18 protein-coding genes and 1 pseudogene are annotated in these 16218 nt (G+C 60.3%); 11 read left to right on the top strand and 8 right to left on the bottom strand.

Annotation, left to right across the window (positions count from 1 at the left end):
- Nucleotides 1–3 precede the first annotated feature (3 nt).
- A complete protein-coding gene (locus tag GVK95_RS19545; RefSeq protein WP_159952368.1) occupies nt 4–642 on the top strand; it encodes an ATP-binding cassette domain-containing protein in 639 nt (212 codons plus the stop codon).
- 255 nt (nt 643–897) lie between these two features.
- On the opposite strand, the gene GVK95_RS19540 is transcribed toward GVK95_RS19545, so the two are convergent.
- A complete protein-coding gene (locus GVK95_RS19540; RefSeq protein WP_244618827.1) occupies nt 898–3081 on the bottom strand; it encodes a hypothetical protein in 2184 nt (727 codons plus the stop codon).
- A gap of 98 nt (nt 3082–3179) precedes the next feature.
- Here GVK95_RS19540 and GVK95_RS19535 point away from each other — a divergent pair, with 98 nt between their 5' ends.
- Nucleotides 3180–3422: a hypothetical protein gene (locus tag GVK95_RS19535; protein WP_244618826.1), complete on the top strand. Its 243-nt coding sequence runs from the start codon at nt 3180–3182 to the stop codon at nt 3420–3422.
- Nucleotides 3423–3444: 22 nt separating this feature from the next.
- On the opposite strand, the gene GVK95_RS19530 is transcribed toward GVK95_RS19535, so the two are convergent.
- Nucleotides 3445–4566: a Fic family protein gene (locus GVK95_RS19530; RefSeq protein WP_159952367.1), complete on the bottom strand. Its 1122-nt coding sequence runs from the start codon at nt 4564–4566 to the stop codon at nt 3445–3447.
- A 384-nt stretch (nt 4567–4950) separates the two neighbouring features.
- Between GVK95_RS19530 and GVK95_RS19525 the strand changes: the two genes are divergently transcribed.
- The 5 genes from GVK95_RS19525 (at nt 4951) to GVK95_RS19505 (ending at nt 10226) form a co-directional block, all read left to right on the top strand.
- On the top strand, nt 4951–6729 hold the full coding sequence (locus GVK95_RS19525; protein WP_159952366.1) for a ParB/RepB/Spo0J family partition protein: 1779 nt from the start codon (nt 4951–4953) through the stop codon (nt 6727–6729).
- Nucleotides 6730–6810: 81 nt separating this feature from the next.
- Entirely contained in the window at nt 6811–7707 is an 897-nt protein-coding gene (locus GVK95_RS19520) for a hypothetical protein (protein ID WP_159952365.1), read from the top strand.
- Nucleotides 7704–8039 (top strand): hypothetical protein, encoded by a 336-nt coding sequence (locus tag GVK95_RS19515; RefSeq protein WP_159952364.1) that lies wholly within the window; start codon nt 7704–7706, stop codon nt 8037–8039. The genes GVK95_RS19520 and GVK95_RS19515 overlap by 4 nt, the downstream gene beginning before the upstream one ends.
- Nucleotides 8040–8430: 391 nt before the next feature.
- Entirely contained in the window at nt 8431–9018 is a 588-nt protein-coding gene (locus GVK95_RS19510; RefSeq protein WP_159952363.1) for a hypothetical protein, read from the top strand.
- Nucleotides 9019–9299: 281 nt separating this feature from the next.
- Nucleotides 9300–10226: a zincin-like metallopeptidase domain-containing protein gene (locus GVK95_RS19505; protein WP_159952362.1), complete on the top strand. Its 927-nt coding sequence runs from the start codon at nt 9300–9302 to the stop codon at nt 10224–10226.
- A 14-nt stretch (nt 10227–10240) separates the two neighbouring features.
- Here the strand turns inward: GVK95_RS19505 and GVK95_RS25090 are convergent, their stop codons facing one another.
- Complete coding sequence (locus GVK95_RS25090; protein WP_200844337.1) at nt 10241–10417, bottom strand: hypothetical protein; 177 nt, start codon at nt 10415–10417, stop codon at nt 10241–10243.
- A gap of 463 nt (nt 10418–10880) precedes the next feature.
- Here GVK95_RS25090 and GVK95_RS19500 point away from each other — a divergent pair, with 463 nt between their 5' ends.
- The 3 genes from GVK95_RS19500 to GVK95_RS25080 all read left to right on the top strand — a co-directional run bounded on the left by GVK95_RS19500 (nt 10881) and on the right by GVK95_RS25080 (nt 12124).
- Nucleotides 10881–11192 carry a DUF736 domain-containing protein gene (locus GVK95_RS19500; RefSeq protein WP_159952361.1) on the top strand — a complete coding sequence of 104 codons (312 nt, stop codon included), beginning with the start codon at nt 10881–10883 and terminating at the stop codon, nt 11190–11192.
- A gap of 321 nt (nt 11193–11513) precedes the next feature.
- Nucleotides 11514–11684: a hypothetical protein gene (locus tag GVK95_RS25085; protein WP_200844336.1), complete on the top strand. Its 171-nt coding sequence runs from the start codon at nt 11514–11516 to the stop codon at nt 11682–11684.
- A gap of 266 nt (nt 11685–11950) precedes the next feature.
- Nucleotides 11951–12124, top strand: a complete 174-nt coding sequence (locus GVK95_RS25080) for a hypothetical protein (RefSeq protein WP_200844335.1) — start codon at nt 11951–11953, stop codon at nt 12122–12124.
- A 40-nt stretch (nt 12125–12164) separates the two neighbouring features.
- Here the strand turns inward: GVK95_RS25080 and GVK95_RS19495 are convergent, their stop codons facing one another.
- On the bottom strand, nt 12165–12656 hold the full coding sequence (locus GVK95_RS19495) for a thermonuclease family protein (RefSeq protein ID WP_159952360.1): 492 nt from the start codon (nt 12654–12656) through the stop codon (nt 12165–12167).
- Nucleotides 12657–12683: 27 nt separating this feature from the next.
- Nucleotides 12684–12953: a WGR domain-containing protein gene (locus tag GVK95_RS19490; protein WP_159952359.1), complete on the bottom strand. Its 270-nt coding sequence runs from the start codon at nt 12951–12953 to the stop codon at nt 12684–12686.
- A 206-nt stretch (nt 12954–13159) separates the two neighbouring features.
- Here GVK95_RS19490 and GVK95_RS19485 point away from each other — a divergent pair.
- Nucleotides 13160–13396, top strand: a pseudogene (locus GVK95_RS19485) (hypothetical protein).
- 156 nt (nt 13397–13552) lie between these two features.
- Here GVK95_RS19485 and traG read toward each other — a convergent pair.
- From traG to traC, 3 genes are read right to left on the bottom strand one after another with little or no spacing between them, the layout of a single operon-like run.
- Nucleotides 13553–15490 (bottom strand): Ti-type conjugative transfer system protein TraG, encoded by a 1938-nt coding sequence (gene traG / locus GVK95_RS19480; RefSeq protein WP_159952358.1) that lies wholly within the window; start codon nt 15488–15490, stop codon nt 13553–13555.
- Nucleotides 15477–15692, bottom strand: coding sequence for a type IV conjugative transfer system coupling protein TraD (locus GVK95_RS19475; RefSeq protein ID WP_159952357.1), 216 nt, complete (start codon nt 15690–15692; stop codon nt 15477–15479). Before GVK95_RS19475 ends, traG begins: the two co-directional genes overlap by 14 nt.
- Nucleotides 15693–15696: 4 nt before the next feature.
- On the bottom strand, nt 15697–15993 hold the full coding sequence (gene traC, locus GVK95_RS19470) for a conjugal transfer protein TraC (RefSeq protein WP_159952356.1): 297 nt from the start codon (nt 15991–15993) through the stop codon (nt 15697–15699).
- Nucleotides 15994–16218 lie beyond the last annotated feature (225 nt).

Raw genomic sequence — 16218 nt, 5'->3', positions numbered from 1 at the left:
GCTATGGACATCTTGCGTGTCGAGAACCTGGAAAAGGACTACGAAGCACGAGCCGTCGGTCCGGTGAGCTTTAGATTGAGGGCCGGTGAAATAGGATTGATCGTCGGCGGTTCAGGGTCGGGAAAATCGACGGTGCTCGATGTGCTGTATGGGACAAAAAGAGCGAGCCGAGGAAGTGCCTTCTTGTGTGTTGGTGACGGGCAGCGAGATCTCTTCGACATATCGGTCGCGGAACTCGTTTCAATTCGAAGCGTGGCCATTGGTTACTGTACCCAATTTTTGCCGGCGATCCCCGGAAAATTGGCGGCAGACCTCGCAAATGAAGCTGCTTACGCAGAAACAAGTTCGGCCGATATCACCGAGCTGTTGGATCGATTGGCCTTGCCACAACGACTCTGGAACCTGCCGGTGTCTTCATGGTCTGGCGGCGAGAAACAGCGCCTGAACATAGCGCTCGCTGCCCTTCGCAACCCAGCACTAATCTTGCTCGACGAGCCGTTCTCCGCCCTGGATGAAGCACTGCACCCTGTAGTTTGGTCGGTTCTATCGGCTTTGGCTGATGAAGGCTCCGCAATGTTGATTGGGGTCCATAAGGCAAGCTCCTCTACAGCAGGGGCAGAAACACTGGTCGCCCTTGATTGATCAGGCATGTCTTGTGAGTATTCGACGGATCAGCCTGATTTCCGGCAAATCGGGAGCGGGCTCGATACATTTAGGGATCTTGCGCATCGACACGTTGACAACTAATCCGCTGAAGTTTCTGCAGGTTGCGGTTCGAAAACTACGCGTCAAGGGTTCGATAGCCTTCTAGGCGGAGACGACGGGCAGGGCCCATACAGATGCGGGGCTTGGTTTGCATCTGCATGGGCAATGTGGATCAGCTATTGATCCGAGCGACTATGCAGCCTCCCAAACCTGATTGAGGATTTTCGCCGCAAGTGCAGCTTTGTCTTGCGGCAGGAAGCGACCGTAGTGCTGCTGAACGACATCCGGCGTGTCCTGGATGGCGTAACTCGCCTGCTCATACGATCCGGTTTGCTTGAGGATATGCGTTGCCAGAATATCCCTGAGATTATGAGGGCCGTGCGGGAGCAGTCCTTTGATGGCGCCGCGGCCGGTGTAGGGATTGTAGATCCCATAGCGCTGGATCACAGTCCGCCAGGCTTCATAGAATTTGGTGGAATCGTATGCCGCGTCCAGACTGGTCGTCTTCACCGTCTTGACGAACAAAGTACCGGGATCTTTTGCTGGACCGAGCAGCACCCCGCGATGGCGATCGATATAGGCTTCGAGGTATTTATAGAGGTCGAGCAAATCCGGCAGGATCAGGCGAAACGGCTTTTGTCCGAAGAATGATGAGCCTGAGTTCTTGAATGCGATTGATGGGATGAGGACCTCCCATCCGTTTTCCCGATCGCTCCAGCGCAATTCACCGCATTTCATGTCTTCCAGCCGTCGCTCCGAAGTCGGACAATGCCCGCGTGGGCACAGCCGAAGCTGGCGGAGGTTCTTTTGGCGAAGCCCAAGATGCAGGCCGAGGCGTAGCAAAAGGAAAGAGCGGACCGCTTCGGCTGCTGCCCGAGGATAGCGATTTTCATCCGGCATACGCTTCAGGATCTCATCTGTGATCTTGCGGTATTCCAACAGTGGGCTGTCTGCTTCAAGGACCACCATGATCGGCTCGAACGGATCGCGGTGCACGCGCATGACACGCTGGATTTCCTTCGAGCGATTGGCAGCATGCCGGTGGAATGCGTCGCAGGCGCCGTGCCAGTCGCGCGCTGCGAATTCTATCTCCTCCGGCGCGATCAGCCCCTCGATTGGCTGAACCTTCTTCAGAAGCTCCGGATGCTGGCGGATCCAGCCCACCTCCGCCCGCGTGAGAGCTTGGGCCACCATCAGCATGTCTTCTTCCCATTTGGTATAGAAGCCGCGGCGCTGCTCCCGCCATTGGAGGTACCAATCCCAAACGCCTGGGAAGATCAACAGGCCAAAGGTTAGTTGGCTGAGCGGTACACCGCGCCCTGTGACGACGCTGGCGGGTGAGGCAGCGAGTGCACCGAACATGAGGCCGAGATGCTCGACTTTCTGGGATGCGGTTTCCTCTCCCCACACTCCATTTCGTTGGAAGCCGATTGCGGTCAGCGTCGATGTCTTGAAGCGGATCAGATCGGCCATCTCCATAGCCAACCGCGGCGGCGCATCGACGACGCCGGACATGAGATCAGGATCTTCAATGGCCTTGGGATTGTGGTTTGCGCTGTCCGGGTTCATTTGTGGTCGTGGAGACAGGGTGCCTCCGCCATAGGTGATGCCTGGAAACCGAATTGCATAACGCTGCTTGGTTGCCGCCGCCTGGTAGCGACGATAGTCGGTTGAGCCCGAGATGATAACCCGGCGCACCCATTCGATGATTTCCTCCCGCTTGGAGAACGGCAAGCTGCTGAAATCGTCTGGAAGATGCCATGCAAGTCGCCGCCGCTCCGCAGCGCTGATGTCGCCCATGTCATGGCCGTATAGGGAGCGGGATTGGTGCGGCAGCTTCGCTTTGAAATACCCCTGTCCCAGTCGATAACGCCGTTCGATGCGGGAGAGGATCTCGAAGCTCGTCAGAGATCGCGGTACGCGCTCGCCCTGAACCCATGACAGCAGGGTCTTGTCATCGAAAGTCTCGCCCAAGCGAACGACGGCGCGGTAAAGCTGCCAGTAGCTCTCGCCGAACCGGCGCATCTGATAAACGAGTGCATCGTGGAAGCTGGCCGGATCATCGGTTGCTTCGAACAATGGTTCAGGAAAAGGACTAATCGGTTTCGGTTGTGGTCCACTTGGCATTGACGAAGATTGAGTCGGGATCTCGTCTGAGAGGATCTGTTGCGGCCTGGAACGCGTCACAGTTTCCGACTTACGGGGAAGGGCTTTCTTCGATTTCGCACGTGGTTTCGCCGACAGGATGTCCTCGGCGACAGGTGGCGTTCCTAGCCAGCGGATAATCGCGTCCAAACCTGGACGGAGCGCCTTCTTCAATTCGGCCGTCAATTGGTTTTCGATCCCGCATGCCTGGCCAATGGCCGCCCAATCCATACGGCCACTAACGATTGGTGGTGGCCGGCGGTGGATGACAAGACCTATGAGATAGGGCCGAATGCTTTCCAGACTTCGAGATCGATCTGGCGGTGACCGTGACACCGCTCGGCGCCATTTCCCGTCTTGAGCACGCGATCAGCGGTTTTGCGGAGGAACGCGACCGCTATCACCATCGGCTCGATGAAGCACATCGGCGCCTGGCGTCCTATCGGTCAAGGGAAGGTGGTAGCTTTGCGTTTTCCGACGAACTGGCGGAGATGCGCCAGAAGTTAAGTGAGGTCGACGAGGAGCTCACGAAATCCGCTCGCGATGACGCTGAGCCATGGCGCGCGGCGTAACCCTCCTGATAGAACTTCCCGATCACGTCGCTTTTGCATCGGTTGCGATCTTCAGCCGGTAGCGCGTCGCCTTGCGCTCGCCGGTGCGCAGAAGCGCGCCCATCTCGACCAGATCGGAAAGGTCGCGGGTGACCGTCGAAGGCGGGGCGCCGGTCATTGTTGCGTAGTTGCCGGCGCTCAAGCCTCCGGTAAAACCTTCCGGCCCCTCCGCCAGCATGCGCAGCAACACTTTCTCCTGTCGTTCGTTCAGCGCGCCACGGAGCCTGTCCATGAGCCGCGTTTTTTCGATCAGGAAGCGCACCAGTTCGTCCGCGGATTTCTGGGCTTCGAGTGCCCGGTCCGCAAACCATAAGAGCCAGCCATCGATCACAAGCGTGCTGCTCGCTGCCTCCAGCATGGCGTAATAGTCCTTGCGGTGCCTCAGCAGCGATTTCGACAACGCACTGAAGGTTGGCGTCGAGATTGCACGAGCAAGCGCACTTTCGGCGATCGCACGGCCGATACGGCCATTGCCATCTTCGAACGGGTGGATGCTCTCGAACCACAGATGGGCGATGCCGGCACGGGTGAGAGCGGCAAGCGGCTCCGACCCTTCTGGCGAGGTCCGTTCAAGCCATTCGAGAAGCCTGCCCATCTCGACCGCCAGGCGATCGGAGGGCGGCGCCTCGAAGTGCACACGCACGCGACCAAAAGCCCCCGACACGATCTGCATCGGCTCGTCGTGGCGACGATAGGTTCCGATATCGGCGATGTCGCGGCGGCCGTTCATGACCATCCGGTGCCATTCGAACAGCCGCGCCTCGGTGATCGGGTTAAGTGGATGGCGGTAGAGATCGGCCATCATTTCGGCAATGCCTGCTTCTGCTGGTCTGCTGCGGAAAGCTGTAGCGGACATTCCCAATTGCTTCCGCAGAGACGATTGCACGCTGTCGCGATCAAGGACTTCCCCTTCAATTGCCGACGTGCTCAAAGCATCCGAGCTCAGCAGCTCGATCACGACCTCTTCGCGGTCATTTCTCTCGAGATGGCGCATTGCGCCAACGGCGATAGCCGCGTTCTCGATGAACGCCTGCTCTTTGGCACGCAGATGCTCCGGATGCCATTCAAAACCCGGCCACGCCTCCAATTCCCAGTTCCATGCCATAGAATATAACTCCGTATTTATCGCCCACTATACCGCCATTAAGTGAGCGATAAAAGCGGTTTGTTTCGCTCATCGTTGCAAGGCCGCCCGCGAAACGGCTCAAAACGGATTTGAAAAGAGGGAAGGAAGGAAAGAGAGAAGGCGAAAGAGAGAACCTCTCGCAGGCTGGCCTTCCCACCGCCGCTGGCGCTCAACCGTCACCTGCGCATCCCGGCCACTCGTCCTCGCAGGGCTGTGAGCCTCGCTCGTGCGTCACGGCAGGGGCGCTCGGTGACAGTTGCGTCGGCCCGTCCGCCCTGCGGTTCGGGGGATGTCTTCGAAAAGAATGAAGACAGGAAGGGCTGGTGTCTGGCCGGCCCACAAACCCCTCAAAGGAGTTTTGTCATGCACATCATCAAAGTCGATCCGCGGTCGTTGAAAGAAAATCCCGACGACGCGCGCCGCTCGAAATCATCGCCGCAGTCGGACGCGTTGCTGCTGGCAACGGTGAAAGCCGTCGGCATCATCCAGCCGCCCGTCATCTCGCCCGAACTCGACGGCGGAAACGGCTACATCATTCAGGCAGGCCATCGCCGCGTGCGCCAGGCTATCGCTGCAGGTCTGGAGGAAATCGACGTCCTCGTCGTAGACGCCGCCAACGACAACGGCGCCATGCGCTCGATGGTCGAGAACATCGCCCGTGAGCCGCTCAATCCGGTCGATCAGTGGCGCGGCATCGAGCGCTTGGTGGCACTCGGATGGACCGAGGAAGCCATCGCGGTGGCGCTTGCCCTTCCGGTTCGTCAGATCCGCAAGCTCCGGCTTCTGGCGAATGTCCTTCCGGCAATGCTAGACCAGATGGCAAGGGGCGACATGCCGAACGAGCAACAGCTCCGGACGATCGCAGCCGCCTCGCTCGACGAGCAAAAGGAGGTTTGGAAGGCTCATAAGCCGAAGAAAGGCGATACCGCGCAATGGTGGTCGGTCGCCAACGCGCTGAACAGGAAGCGGATGTATGCCAAGGATGCAAGCTTCGACGACGATCTCGCTACGGTTTATGGCATCGAATGGGCGGAAGATCTGTTCGGACCGGCCGACCAGGACAATCGCTACACGACGGATGTCGAAGCCTTTCTCGGCGCACAGCAGGAATGGATGACGAGCAACTTGCCGAAGAAGGGCGCCATCGTCGAGGTCAACAGCTGGGGCCAGCCGGAACTGCCGAAGAAAGCAAGCCAGGTCTATGGCAAGCCGGGCAAGGGCGACCACACCGGCATGTACCTCGATCGCGAGGGCAAGGTCCAGACCATCCACTATCGCTTGCCCGAAGCGAAACCGGCCAAAGGCCAGTCTGATGCACCCGGAGACGGATTACAGCCCGATGACATGGCGGTCGTGTCGAAAGCACGGCCCGACGTCACTCAGAAGGGCCTGGAAATGATCGGCGACTTTCGCACCGATGCGCTGCATGAGGCACTTTCACGCGCACCGATCGAGGACGACATGCTGATGGCGCTTCTCGTGCTCTCACTTGCCGGCTCCAACGTGCGGATCGACAGTGGCGCCAACGATCAGGTCTTCGGCCGGGGCCGGTTCGAACGTCATGCGGCGCGCATGTTTGCAGATAATGGGCGGCTCTCCTTCGACATGAACACGGTCCGGGTTGCGGTCCGCACCGCCCTGATCGACGTCCTGTCTTGCCGGCGCGGCATGTCGAACAGCGGCGTGGTTTCCCGCGTTGCCGGTGCGGCGATCGGCGCCGACGCCTTCCTGCCGAACATGGGAACGGAGGATTTCCTGTCGTGCCTTTCCCGCCAGTCGCTCGAAACCACGGCAAAGGAGGCGAATGTGCAGCCAAGGGCGCGGGTGCGCGAAACGCGTGCAGCCCTCGTTGACCATTTCGAAAAGGGGCATCTCATTCATTCGAGCGCTCTGTTTGCACCTGACGCTGACGAGGTGGCGAGCCTCATCAAGGCCGCCGAGCACAACGATGGATTGGAGGACGACGGGCTTGATGGCGCTGTGACGGACGGTGCGGACGATGCGGCTGAGGACGCTGCTTTTGGAAACAGCACAGGTGAGTTCGCCCCCGACGATCCGTCAACACCAGAAAACGACGCTGTCGAACCGGGTGATGAGCACGGTCCCGAGGACGAAACGGCCTACGGTATCGCTGCGGAGTAATCGCCTCTCCATTCCGATCGAACCACGCCGCCGGCATCCCCGGCGGCGTTTTCATTCCTGTTTTAAGAAAGGAGAGCGCTGATGATCGCATCTCACGTCGAACCTGAAAAACCTGCAGAGGCCAACAAATACGATGTCACCTTCGGTGTCAGTGCCGACGGCTTTCCCGTCGCACGCATCGGCGATACCACCCTGGCCATGGTACCAACGGCTGACGGAAGTGCCGCCTTTCTCGCCAGCGCGTGGCGTGTGACCCGACCCTTGTCAGATCTGAAGCGGCAGGACTTCTTCGGGCATGAAGGACGTCTCGACGGCGAGGCGGCGTTTCGTGCTCGTGTCTTCGAGACGGCCCGGCACAAGGCGCAACTCGCCTCACTCCGCCGCGAGCAGGTCCGCATGTCCTGCAGCACGCCATGGGGCGCGTCGCAGCATGCGACGATCTACGCCGACGGCATCGTGTTCCACTCAACTTCAGGCCATGGCGGTTTCCATCTTACTCCCGAGCGCAACGTAAAAGTCCTCGAGACTTTGAGAAAATCCTCCGGCTGGTACGAGGAGGACGCCGAGTGGGCCATCGTCGCCCTCATATTTCCAGATGTGTTCACGACCTCTGAGCGCACATGCGCCGATGAGACGATCCGCAACACTTGGCCGCTTGAATGGGAGCATATCCATGGTCGCCCGCTGAAGCCGGGTGCGTCCTGGACAAAGGACAAGGCAGCTTTCGAGCAGGAGCACATTGGCGACTGGGTGGTGACCTCCGCGATACGGTCCAGCCATCACGCCGGCATGGTGGAAGTTGTGGCAAGGCGCGACGGTTCCAGTACCAGCCAGGACGAGGAGAGGCGCTTTATGGTGCCAGCTGCGGAGTACGAAACGCGCGGCCGTTTCGGGTTCGTCATCGATGAACAGCGGCACGCCGTCTATGATGGTCCGTCCGACTTCCTCGGCTTGCAGCGGAGAAGGACCGGACCATGAGCGCCGCCTGCCCGCAAAACCTGCTTGCGCGTATGGAGGCTGGCCGGCGCGAGACTGCGCATCACCTCGATCGTATACAGCGGCAGATCGAGGCACGTGCCGAGCGTCTGACGGTTACCCAGAAGGCCAAGGCCAGCAATCGCAGCCACAAGCGAACCAGTGCCCGTTGGACGCGGTCCGATGAAATGCTGTTTCAGAGCCATGTCGAGACCCTCGCCTTCAAACGGCGCGCAGAGATCGAGGCGCTTGTCCGCAAGCTCGAACGTCAGGACCGCGCCATCGCGATTGTCAGGTTGAAGCTCGACATGGTTAGTTTGCGGCGGGCGGCGTGAAGCGGACCCCTGGAGCGTTCCCTGGGGCGCCTTTGTATGCGGCGCGAGAACGGTCATATCCGGATGCCGGCCATCGGTTTCCATGGTCGGTTCGGGTGCTGGTCGAGCGCCCGTGCCGGCCTGCCCTTCGTGTTCGTTGCGGTCTGAACCGGCGGTCGGTCGTTTCAAGGCCGCTGGCGCGCCGCGGAGCGGCCGGACCAGCCTCGGCTCAAAAATCAGGCCCGCGTCCTTCGCAAGTGTGCCACCCGCTTGGCCGCAAACCGGATTTGCTCACTTGGCTGTCCCGGACCTGTGAAAGCGCCCGCCTTCCGCCGGTTCCCTTTGACCGCACCGAAGGGCAGACCGGCACGGGGCCGGAACCGCTTCGGAGAACCGAAACAAGGAAACCGACATGGCCAAGCAAGCGACCTCCAACCGTTCGTCGGCCCGCATTGTCCAGCTCCGCAAGGGTGCCACCGTCGAGATGGTCCGCCTCACCTGCCCCGACAGTGCGCAGGCCCTCAAGATCGCCGAAAGCTTCGGAAACGTCGTCGTCGAGAGCGATGGCATCCGCGACGAGCACGAACAACTGATCATCGCCAGCGCTGGAACTCTCAGCGAAGGTCTCGGCGAGAAAGCCATGCAGATCCATCTCCAGCGCATCGTCGGCGCCTTCGTCGGATCGGCGCACGGCGCCGGTCAGTTCTACTCCCGCGCGGTTTCCGAGGCCCGTGACGCCACTGCCAAGGCATCGAACGATGCCCGCGACGAGGATCTCGACGGCCCGGTCGGCTATGACAGCGCCGCCCAACGCAAGCGGGAGTTCGCGGCCGACATGGGTATCCAGGCCCATTCGCTGAGAATGGCAGCCGAGGGAGCCATTGCGGCCTACGAACAGGTCATTGGCGAAACCTGGAAGCCCTTCGATCGTCCGGTCGAAAACCCCGGCGCAAGTCTGGACCGCAAGGCCGCAGCGGCACAGATGAACGCCTTTGGCTGAGCGATTAATGCGGGGCTTCGGCCCCGCTCACTCTCGTCTGCATCGGTCGGTCCCTTTCGGGACCGGCCTTTTTCTATGTCGAGAGCAGAACCACGGGAGTTCCCGGCAGATCTGCGGCCCGTCCCGGCCGGTGGTCCTGCAGGAGCCGGCTCGCCCGCGCAAGGGCTTCGCCGTCCTCCTCTTCGTTCCGGCCCTTTGGGTGCGCCAGCAGCCTTTGCCTCCTGCTTTCGGACCTCCGTGAGGGACCGCGATCAGCGCGGTTCTGAAAAGGAGAAATGAAGATGAACAGAAAATCGGCCGGCGACCGCAGCGACATCTATTCCCGGATTACCGATCGGATCGTTGCCGATCTCGAACGGGGTGTTCGCCCGTGGATGAAGCCTTGGAATGTGGCAAACACGGATGAACGCATTACCCGGCCGCTGCGGCACAATGGCCTGCCCTATTCGGGCATGAACGTGCTGCTTCTCTGGTCGGAGGGGAAAGCGCGAGGATTCTCTTCGCCGATGTGGATGACGTTCAAACAGGCCCTTGAGCTTAGCGCCACGGTGCGCAAGGGAGAGACCGGGTCGACGGTCGTCTTCGCCAGCCGCTTCACCAAATCCGAGAGCGATGGAAACGGAAACGAGGTCGATCGGGAAATTCCCTTCCTCAAAGCCTATTCAGTGTTCAACATTGAACAGATCGATGGGCTTCCCGATCGCTATTTTGAGCAGCCGGCGCCAGTTCGCGACCCTGTGAAGCGGATCGAGCATGCCGATTGCTTCTTCCGCAATACGGGCGCACTTATCCGGCATGGTGGCAGCCAGGCTTATTACTCCCCTCTCTCAGACCATATCCAGATGCCACCGTTCGAGACGTTCCGGGATGCCTCCGGCTACGTGGCAACGCTCAGCCATGAAGCCACGCACTGGACGGCGCATCCGTCCCGTGTCAACCGCGATCTCAGCCGCTACGCCAGGAATAAAAGCGATCGTGCACGCGAGGAGCTCATTGCCGAACTTGGCAGCTGCTTTCTTTGCGCCGATCTAGGCATCGTTCCGGAACTGGAGCCGCGGCCCGATCACGCCTCCTATCTGCAGTCCTGGCTGCGCGTCCTGTCGGAAGACAAGCGTGCCATTTTCCAGGCGGCGGCCCATGCGCAGAGGGCTGTGAGCTTTCTGCATGACCTGCAAGCGGCAGCGGAGACTGCAACCAGGGCGGCTTGAGGCCAACCAGACGATCAGCGACGGTCGTCGGCTCCGACGGCCGCCGTTGCCTCGACCCGGTCCCGTTCAACCTGCGGGTCCTGTTGCAGCGTGAGATCCAGCTTTCCCCAGATTGAGGGCTTGCTGGTATCGGCCTTGGGTTTACGGGACGGCTTTCGCTCAACAATGAACGGCTTTGTCTGCTGACGCATGGATCCTCCGGGCGACGATTCGCTGGCAAACGATAGCGCGCCTGTCCTTAGGTGCAACTGGGAGACATTCAAAAACCGGGGTTTCGGCTGGGGCTGAGCTGCAATCAACGTGTTTCTCCAGACGATCATGCCTGCGCACCGCTTCCCAAGCCGTCGATCAACCGTGCAGGGCCGCCATAGCGATATCCCTTCCCCCCCCTGTTTCCGGTGCTCCATCTGCGGGCTCGATGGGGCATGTCTGACCGGAGACCGGCTCCGCCTCGATCGTTTTTCCGCAACGGCAGCCGCAGATTTCTTGACCCCTGGAGGCCGTGCCTCCATTCCTCTCCGACTAACAAATCTGCGACTTGCCGCCCTCCATTGCATTGCGGCCTTAATCAGGTGCGGTCCGATCGTCACCGGTCTTTGCGACTGCCATCGAGGCCGCAATGGCGCGGCTCGAACAAGCAAAAGGAACATCCCCATGGCAACCATCGGCACCTTCACAGCTACCGAAACCGGCTTCACAGGCTCGATCCGCACCCTCGCTCTCAACGTCAAGGCCCGCATCGCCCGCGTCGAGAACCCCTCCGACAAAGGCCCACAGTTCCGCATCTACGCCGGCGCCGTCGAGCTGGGTGCCGCCTGGCAGAAGCGGTCCGAGCAAACCGACCGCGACTACCTTTCGGTCAAGCTGGACGACCCGAGCTTCCCGGCTCCGATCTACGCAACCCTCACGGAAGTCGAAGGCGAGGACGGCCTCCAGCTCATCTGGTCCCGTCAGAACCGCGATTGAGCAGGATCACGAGGCTCCGCCAACGGCGGAGCCCACTCTCCTGCCGAGAGACCAAAGCCGGATCTGGCATCGAGCCAGGTCCGGCTTTTTTGGTGGCATACTGTGAGCGAGGAAGCTGCTCAGAACGAGCGATCTTACCAAGCGGGCATGCCGGCCCCAAGGATGAGCGGTCCCCCCAATTTACTCCACCCGCCCGATGGGCAGCCTGCGTAAATCGGATCCCCCATTCCCCGGCTCTGCCGGTCGCTCGCGCGATCCCTGACCCCACCATCCCCTTATCGGGCTGGCTGGTCATCTTTCACAAACGTCAGGGAGACGACGATGACCTACGAACTCGAAATCCAAATCGAAGAACTGCGGGCCGAGCTGCGCAACGCTGTCGATGTCGCCGAGCGCCTCCAGATCGAGGCCGAGCTTGAAGTGGCCCAGGCTGAATTGGCCGTCGCTTTCGCCGAGCTGGTTGGCCTTGCTGAGGCTGAGCCGCCTTTTTGAGGTGGCCGTTATTGCCCGCGCCGCTTAGACGTCGATCTGTTCCTCTTTACCTGGTGATCCCGTTCCATCGGCATACGGAATGATGCGGATCGTGCGTCCCGCCGCAACCTGACGCCGGCTGAATTTTCCTTAGCCCCTGGCACCTCGCGGACCAAAATTCAGCCGCCCTCAGCTCCTCCGCTGCGCTCGGGCCGTGACCGGTGCAGCACTCCTTTCCGATCCGGATTTCATCCCCGCGACGAAACGCCATCGACAGGAGAAATCAAATGCAACAACTCGCCAAATTCTTGACTGCAACCGGGCGCCGCCTTCGCACCCTCGCCAAGGTGATCTGTCACCTTCTCCGCAAGGGCAAGCTCGGGCTGAAGCTCGCGATCAAGATCCCGTTCTTCGTCGAGGTCGAGATCATTTTCGAGACCGACTGGAACCGACGGCGTTAAACGCCATACCGGCCTGGCTTGCCGGGCCGGTATCTCCAGCTCAACACCATGGTTCTCGCCGGCCGCTCCACGTCCTGGCGAGACCTTCCGAGACCAGAATATCGCCGAGACTGCGACCCTCGCGGACCAGCACTCGAAGCTTGCGCCCGTACCAGTCGGTGTCACGTCCCGGCCACCCTTCGAGTTCGAACGGTCCCTCATTGATCAGTTCAAGCATTCTGTCCGTGGCTCGATTGCCAAGGGCAAGCTCCGTCGAGCATCTCGGTTCGCTCACCTCCGGCGTGTCGATATCCGCGATACGGATCTTTTGGCCGTTCAGCCAGATAGTATCTCCGTCTAAGACGCATGCTTGGCGCGTTCCGCTGGCACAATTTTGGAAGGCCGCGGTCACCTTCGACCTGGCGTCGGTCGCGTGAGCTTCGTGAACAGTCGAAACATGGACAGCTGAAGGTAGTGCGGCCATCACGATGAGGACCAATTTGATGAAGCCCGGCATTCTCCCATGAGCAACAACATCTGATTTGTCTTCCATGCATGTCCCTCAAAAATCCGGCGTGGTCTACCAGATATCGGTGCATGATTGACGGACAGTTGCTGAATAGCCGCGGCGCTTCTTCTGCCGAAGGAGATCGAGGAAGAGAGCCACGGCCTCTCGCTCCGTTTCGAAATGATGGCTCATTGTTTGGCCTTTCGTTCCGATACGTCCCCAACGCCGCATCAGGCAAGCTTCCCCAAACAGGTTGGGCTCGATGGCCATCGCATAGAAACGGGCCATGTTTTTTGTGATGTCCGATCTTTCGATGTAGAGACGGTAGGGCTGGGTGATCATGCCGGTATGATCGTGTCTCTAAGACTTCCCGTCCAACGAGAGTTTTGAATCGTTCGGAAGCAATCGATTCAATTTCGTTATGTCTCGGGGGGCAACGGCAGGCCTCTATCCGTCTAAATGAAAACCTGGTGTCCTTCAGTACCTCGCGCTTCTCATAGCGCGATGTTTATGGAAAGGAGCCGCCGGACCAGCTTCGGGAGGGGCTGATGGAAGAGGCAATTCAGATCGACAACCGCGGTGACTTTGGCCTCTGGGCAATCGAAGTCGCCAAGCCGATTGTTGCGGATCAGGGTTTCTAGCTTGCCCGAGCAGCTCGAGAGGGCACCGATGATGATGATGTACGAGCGGCAGGCAATGCACTGGGACAAGCCATCAACAGCGCCATGATGGAAGTGTTCGACGGGTTGATGGCAGGCGTCAACGAGGACGACGCTGGCTCCTGAAGTGGAACGCCCTTCCCGGGCGCAGGCGGTCCCGGCTTCCGCTGAAGCGGCGCGATGCTAAGCCTCCTGCGGCTGCGCGGTATCCGGGAGAGGCGTGTCGAGAATTCCCGAAGCCCGCCCTGTCGGTCGCCGCTATGCTGGCTTCTCCGATACTCTTCATTTTTTTCTGCCGGCGGGATGTTCGCCGTGCCTGAATCTTCCCTTGCCGACGCAGGATTTCATGTCATCGCGCCGGAACCAGATGGCACGTCCGCATCGAAGTGGCGGGTTGCCTGCCGTAAAGACGATCTGCTCGTCCGCCCTCATGCGCAGCACTTCGTGCGGCTGGATGAGCGGGCGGGCGGCGAGCTGCTTCGAGCGTGTCCGCGACGAACCGCGGGGCTGGAAGCTACGACTGACTTGGTCGATCTCGACGGTGGTCATACCGCAGCGACGGGAGATGTAGTCAGCGGTTTCCGGATCGTTGATGGCTGCGAAACTGATCCAGCTTGCGCTTTCGAACCACTTGCTGGACGCGTCCCGCCCGCCATAGGTTTCGCGCAACTGGCCGATCGACTGATAGATCATCGTCAGGGTGATGCCATACTTGCGACCGGCGTCCCGCGCTGTTTCCAGAACGCGCATGTAACCGAGACGGGCGACTTCATCGAGGAGGAACAGGGCGCGCCTCTCCATCGCACCATCGCGATTGTAGATCGCGTTCAGAAACGAGCCTATCACGACACGTGCCAGCCCGGCTTGGGTCTCCAATGTCTTGAGGTCGATGTTGATGAACACATCCGTTTTACCCGATGCGATATCCTCGGTCCGGAATGTCGAGCCCGAGACCAGCGCCGCGTAGTTCTGGTACGAGAGCCAATGCGTCTCCTTGATCGCATTAGCATAAACACCGGAGAAGGTTTCCGGTGTCATGTTGACGAAGGCGGCGACGTTCTCCTTCACGAAGTCCGATTCCGAATTGTCGAAGATTTCCTGGAGGCGTTTGCGCAATTGTGGTTCCGGCTCAGCCAGATTGCTGCGCACCTGACGCAGCGTTTGCTGTTCCTTGGGCGTGTGTCCGGACAGGCAGACATCGGCGATGATCGCCGTCAGCAACTGCAAGCCTGAGGCGCGGAAGAAGTCGTCGCGAACTCCGCTCGCGCGACCGCTATCGCTCATGATCCATGAGGCGACAGAGGCGATATCCTCTTCCTTCGTGCCGCCATACTGGCCGACCCAATCAAGTGCATTGAAACCTGTTGTGGGCTTGCGCGGATCGAGAACCCTGACGCGCCTGCCCGCCTCTTCACGATGTTTCGACACCAGGGGCGCCACTTCGTTCGATGGATCGAGCACGATGAGCGGTCCACGCCACTTCAGCGCAGTCGGGATCGTCACCGATGTGGTCTTGAAGCCACCCGATCCTGCAAAGACGATGCCGTGCGAGGAGCCGAACGAACCGTCGAAGCAGAGGAGCCGGGGCTTGCCGCCGACGCCCCATGTAGCCTTGCTATCGGCACGGAACGAAACCCCGGCAACGCTGTCGCGGTCAACGCGATAGCATTCGCCGACCACGATGCCGCCTGTGCCCGGGAACAGCTTGTCAGCTTCGGCAAGTTTCATCCAATCTGCTTCGCCATGCAGGGCCCGTTTACCGATGATGCGTTTCGGCGCAGTGCGCGCGAAGGCGGCGTTTCCGACCATCGCCACGCGCATTGCAAAGCATCCGGACATGAGGGCTGCGGCCGCACCGATCATGGTCGACGGATCGAGATAGGATAGCGTCGATTTTCCCGCTGGCACCTGGGAGGAGAGCGCTGCAAGCCGCACGCCTTCTCGCACGCAACCGATCAGGATGACTGTGGTGCTTCCGATTGTAGCGCCAACACCTGCGGAGCGAATGCTCGCCGATCCGGCCGAGGCGAACAGGAAAATCACGCCGAGGGCAGCCGCCGCCATATACGGGGCTGCGACCCCTGCTCGTCCCAGCGCAAGCTTTGCCGAATCGGTCTTCCCGAACCCGGCAAGCCAAGTCTCGATGCCGGTCATCGCGAATAGGGCGGCACACATCGCGACCACCGGTAGAAGAACGAGAACGATCCTAGTCGTCTTCATTTCTGAACGCCTCCGTCCCGATCGCTGTCAATCTGGAGCGCTCACTGTCGTCGGATTGCAACCGCTCTCGCAGTTCGGTCAGTGCGCCAAGCAGAAGCGCCCGCTTCTCGAAGCGGAGGCCGGCTTTGACGATCAGGCCGCCAAGCTCGATCTTGTCACGCGTATCCTTCTTCCGGGCATCGGACGTTACGGTTTTGCTCATGCGCTCAAGCCTCAGCTGTGCCGCCCGAAGCCGCGCTAGGCGCGACCGCTTCGGACTGCCTGCCGCCCGTGCTGCTTTCGCCTGCCCCTTTCCTTCCGCTCGTGCCGGGCTTGCCTCCGCGAAACCGTATCGCCAGTTCCTCGAACGCCGCCTGAAGCTCCGTTTCTTCTATTTCGATCTCGCCTAGGCCTGCCCGAAGCGCGACTCGGCCGATGCGCTCGGCCTCTCTCGTCTCCGCATGCTTGAGCTGTTCCTGAAGCTTGGCGATTTCTTCGCGGATCTTGGAGGATGGTTTCTTCATCTCTGGATTGTCCTCTGTCGCTGCATGTCGTTGCTCAGGCAGCCAGAGTCGTTCAGATCGGCGTGCCGATCTACTAACAGAAATGCGAGTAGGCGCAGCCTACGCTTTTGAGCATCATCCCGACCGTTCGCAAGGACGGATCCGAAGGGCGCAATTATACGTCGCTGTTGCGACGTTTTGCTTCTGGGCCCTGGCGGGGCCCTCCGCTCCTCAAGAACACGTTGA

This window comes from Rhizobium sp. 18065 (assembly GCF_902706095.1).
Taxonomy (GTDB): Bacteria; Pseudomonadota; Alphaproteobacteria; order Rhizobiales; family Rhizobiaceae; genus Allorhizobium.
The sequence above is the reverse complement of the archived record's forward strand: the minus strand, read 5'-3'. Positions and strand labels throughout refer to the sequence as shown.

What these genes read in the sequence shown, in the direction of transcription:
- GVK95_RS19495 (WP_159952360.1), bottom strand. Translation starts at nt 12,656, where the DNA reads ATGGAAGACAAATCAGATGTTGTTGCTCATGGGAGAATGCCGGGCTTC.
- GVK95_RS25080 (WP_200844335.1), top strand. Translation starts at nt 11,951, where the DNA reads ATGCAACAACTCGCCAAATTCTTGACTGCAACCGGGCGCCGCCTTCGC.
- traC (WP_159952356.1), bottom strand. Translation starts at nt 15,993, where the DNA reads ATGAAGAAACCATCCTCCAAGATCCGCGAAGAAATCGCCAAGCTTCAG.
- traG (WP_159952358.1), bottom strand. Translation starts at nt 15,490, where the DNA reads ATGAAGACGACTAGGATCGTTCTCGTTCTTCTACCGGTGGTCGCGATG.
- GVK95_RS25085 (WP_200844336.1), top strand. Translation starts at nt 11,514, where the DNA reads ATGACCTACGAACTCGAAATCCAAATCGAAGAACTGCGGGCCGAGCTG.
- GVK95_RS19525 (WP_159952366.1), top strand. Translation starts at nt 4,951, where the DNA reads ATGCACATCATCAAAGTCGATCCGCGGTCGTTGAAAGAAAATCCCGAC.
- GVK95_RS19490 (WP_159952359.1), bottom strand. Translation starts at nt 12,953, where the DNA reads ATGATCACCCAGCCCTACCGTCTCTACATCGAAAGATCGGACATCACA.
- GVK95_RS19505 (WP_159952362.1), top strand. Translation starts at nt 9,300, where the DNA reads ATGAACAGAAAATCGGCCGGCGACCGCAGCGACATCTATTCCCGGATT.
- GVK95_RS19500 (WP_159952361.1), top strand. Translation starts at nt 10,881, where the DNA reads ATGGCAACCATCGGCACCTTCACAGCTACCGAAACCGGCTTCACAGGC.
- GVK95_RS19530 (WP_159952367.1), bottom strand. Translation starts at nt 4,566, where the DNA reads ATGGCATGGAACTGGGAATTGGAGGCGTGGCCGGGTTTTGAATGGCAT.
- GVK95_RS19540 (WP_244618827.1), bottom strand. Translation starts at nt 3,081, where the DNA reads ATGGATTGGGCGGCCATTGGCCAGGCATGCGGGATCGAAAACCAATTG.
- GVK95_RS19475 (WP_159952357.1), bottom strand. Translation starts at nt 15,692, where the DNA reads ATGAGCAAAACCGTAACGTCCGATGCCCGGAAGAAGGATACGCGTGAC.
- GVK95_RS25090 (WP_200844337.1), bottom strand. Translation starts at nt 10,417, where the DNA reads ATGCGTCAGCAGACAAAGCCGTTCATTGTTGAGCGAAAGCCGTCCCGT.
- GVK95_RS19515 (WP_159952364.1), top strand. Translation starts at nt 7,704, where the DNA reads ATGAGCGCCGCCTGCCCGCAAAACCTGCTTGCGCGTATGGAGGCTGGC.
- GVK95_RS19545 (WP_159952368.1), top strand. Translation starts at nt 4, where the DNA reads ATGGACATCTTGCGTGTCGAGAACCTGGAAAAGGACTACGAAGCACGA.
- GVK95_RS19510 (WP_159952363.1), top strand. Translation starts at nt 8,431, where the DNA reads ATGGCCAAGCAAGCGACCTCCAACCGTTCGTCGGCCCGCATTGTCCAG.
- GVK95_RS19520 (WP_159952365.1), top strand. Translation starts at nt 6,811, where the DNA reads ATGATCGCATCTCACGTCGAACCTGAAAAACCTGCAGAGGCCAACAAA.